Annotated in this window: 4 protein-coding genes; all 4 read right to left on the reverse strand. The window is 59.1% G+C overall.

Going from position 1 to position 3,256, the window contains the following annotated elements; genetic code table 11:
- Positions 1-810 (reverse strand): metal ABC transporter permease (locus tag ACTTKG_RS10030; protein WP_442674059.1); only part of this gene is annotated, 810 nt, incomplete at its 3' end.
- Entirely contained in the window at positions 810-1,673 is an 864-nt protein-coding gene (locus tag ACTTKG_RS10035) for a metal ABC transporter ATP-binding protein (protein ID WP_442674060.1), read from the reverse strand. The genes ACTTKG_RS10035 and ACTTKG_RS10030, both read right to left, overlap by 1 nt.
- A gap of 103 nt (positions 1,674-1,776) precedes the next feature.
- Positions 1,777-2,514: an ABC transporter permease gene (locus tag ACTTKG_RS10040; protein ID WP_442674061.1), complete on the reverse strand. Its 738-nt coding sequence runs from the start codon at positions 2,512-2,514 to the stop codon at positions 1,777-1,779.
- Positions 2,515-3,256 (reverse strand): ABC transporter ATP-binding protein (locus ACTTKG_RS10045; RefSeq protein ID WP_442674062.1); only part of this gene is annotated, 742 nt, incomplete at its 5' end.

The raw sequence follows: 3,256 nt of genomic DNA on the forward strand, positions 1-3,256 counted from the left end.
CGTGAGGAAAAAAACGGCGGCGGCGACGACGACGATGCTCGCACCCGCCGCCATATTGCAATAGTAAGCGAGCACGAGCCCCGCAACGCCCGAAAAGAGCGCGACGGCGACAGACAGCAGATGGTAACTCTTGACGTTCTGCGCGATATTTCTCGCGGCGGCGGCAGGCAGCACAAGCAGCGAGTTGATGATGAGCAGCCCGACCCACTGGATGCTGACGGCGACGACGACGGCAAGCACCGAGGCGAAGAGCGCCTCCGTGAAGAAAGCGGCGACGCCGCGGCTTCGAGCGAACGATGCGTTGATCGAGAGCACGAGCAGCGAATTGAATATGACCGCCCAGACGAGAATGACAGCGAGAAAGACGAGAAAGAGCGAAGCGATCTCCTCGGGCGAGATCGAAAGAAGATCACCGATCAAGTACGAGGAATATTTGTTGAAGCCGCCGCCGCGGCTCATAAGCATCAAACCGAGCGCAATGCCCGTCGAGGAAAAGACGCCGATGATCGTGTCCGTCGATGTGCTGCTGCGGCTTTTGATATAGGTGATGAGAAGTGCAAAGACGATGGAGAAGGCGACGAGCGAGAGAAGCGGCGAGAGCCACCCCAAAAGGACGCCGACGGCAAGCCCCGTGAAAGCGCCGTGTCCCAGAGAGTCCGAGAAGAACGCCATGCGGTTCGACACGACCATCGTACTCAGAAGCCCGAAAAGCGGCGTCACGAGCAGCACGGCGAGAAAGGCGTTCTTCATGAAGCCGTGCTGCAGCCAATCGAAGGGCAGCGCGGCAAGAATCGCATAGAGAACTTCCATCAGTGCATCTCCCCGCTCTCTTTTTCTGTTTCCTGCTTCGGCATCCCTTTGCTCTGCGCCGCGGCGGGCGCATCCGCCGCCATCTCCTGCAAATCTGCACCCGCAAGCATACCGAAGATCTTCTTCGTGCGCACGTCGCCAAAGACCTCGGCGGGCGTGCCGCTCACGACGACCGCATGATCGAGCAGCACGACCTGGTCGGCGTACTTCGCGACGAGATTCAGATCGTGCGAGATCAGAATGATCGCCATGTCCTCCTCGGCGCGAAGCTCGGCGACAAGCTGATAGAAAAGTTCCAAGCCATTCTGATCGACGCCCGAGACAGGCTCATCGAGGAGCAGAAGATCCGGCGCGGGATCGAGCGCGAGCGCAAGAAGCACGCGCTGCAGTTCACCGCCCGACAGCGCACCGAGCCGTCGATCAATGAGATGCTCGGCACGCACGCGCGCAAGGCTTTTTAAGACGCGAGGGCGCAGGGACTTCGCCGGAAAGAGCCATACGGGACGGCGCGAAAGACATGCCATGAAGATGTCCATGACACTCGTCGGCGAACTCACGTCGAAGCGCAAATACTGCGGCACATAGCCGATGACGGGATGTCCCGCACGCTTTCCCGCCGCATCCGTATAGGAGAGTCTTCCTTTGTGCGGCACTTCCCCAAGGATCGCGCGAAGAAGCGTTGACTTGCCTGCGCCGTTCGGCCCGATGAGCGCGGTAAGCTGCCCGCAGTGAACGTGCAGATTCACACCCGAAAAAATTTCCGCCCGTCCGAAAGATACGGCGAAGTCCTCGACCTTCGTGCAGCAAAGATGCCCGCAGTCGTCCGCCGAACGCGCATGGTGATGTAAAATATTCTTAAACACAGGGAATCCTCTTTCTAAACAAAGGAGTGTATACCTAGGGAAACGCTGATAAAATGAAGTCGCCCAGATTTGCAAGATGGGGGCTGAATTTATCCGTGTTTCCCTAACGCGTCAGCTGCAAAAACGACCGCCTCGCAAACCAAAAGCACCCGAGCGCGTACAGGGTGAGTACGCCAAAAGACAGAGCCGCACCCGCCCCGCCGCCCGCGAGTGTACGCAGGAGCACACTCGTATGCGTGAGCGGCAAAACCTCGATGAACACGCGCACGAGATCCGGCAGCGCCTGCGTCGAAAAAAATGTGCCGCAGAGGAACGACATCGGCAGCAGGACGTATGTATTGACCTGCCCCATCTCCTCATACGTCTCGATCTTCATCGCCGCGATGAAGCCGATCTCAGCGAAGATCACACAATTCAGTACAAGCACGAGCAAAAAGAGCGGCGACAGTGCAAGCGCTGCACCAAAACCATAGGCAAGCGCGAGAATGATCGCAGAGGAAATGAGTCCGCGCAGCACAGCCGCCAGCACCTTGCCGACGACAAACGCCGTCGGGCGAATCGGCGCGACGAGATACTCTTCAAGGCTTTTATGATAAATGCGCTCGGCGTGTACGGGAATCACGCTGTTGAAACTGATGTTCATGGAGTTGAGCGCAAGAATACCCGGCACAAGAAAATCGAGATATGTCCCCGAAGAAACCGTGATACTGCGTCCAAGCCCCCAGCCAAAAGCGATGAGGTATAGGAAAGGCGCGACCATCCGGCTCAAGATGAACTTCGTCAAGCGACGCTTCAGGACGATCCAATCGCGCCAGAATACTGTCCATATATCATAGAGCACTTACAGCCCCTCCTTTCGCCCTGTAAGCTCGATGAAAGCATCTTCCAGATTCGAGCGCCGTATGCTCGCCGCGCCGTCGAGCGATGCAGCAAACGCTGCGGCGTCCCTGCGCTCGGCGAAATAGCGGTACTCTCGCCCTCTCTCGCCGTCCCACTCGACGACGAAGCTGCCGAGGCTCTCAGAAAGGACTGTGGGCGCATCGAGCGCTGCGAGACGCCCGCGATTCATGATGGCGACACGGGCGCAAAGATTCTCCGCCTCCTCGATATAGTGCGTCGTCAAGAGCACGGTCACACCCTCGTGCGCCATGCGGCGAATCAGCTCCCAGATGCGCCGCCGCACCTGCGGATCGAGCGCGACCGTCGGCTCGTCGAGGAAGAGGATCCGCGGCTGATGCACAAGAGCGCGGGCGATGAGAAGCCTGCGCTTCATGCCGCCAGACAGCCGCCGCACAGGATCGCGCCGCACACCTGCAAGCTCGACGAAATCCAGCAATTCTTCGATGCGTGCGCGGCGCTGTGCCGCTCCTATGTGGTGCAGCCGCGCGTGCAGCTCAAGATTTTCTCCTGCCGTCAAATCCTGGTCGAAGTTCACCTGCTGCGGCACGACGCCGATCAGCTCTTTGACCGCCGCTTCACTGCCAAAAAGCGGCTTCCCCTCGTAAAAGATCCTGCCCGACGTCGGCTGTGTAAGCATCGTCAGCATACGAGTCGTCGTCGTCTTGCCCGCGCCGTTCGGCCCC

Origin of the sequence: Selenomonas sp., from assembly GCF_052169755.1 — a bacterium.
Classification (GTDB): Bacteria; Bacillota; Negativicutes; order Selenomonadales; family Selenomonadaceae; genus Selenomonas.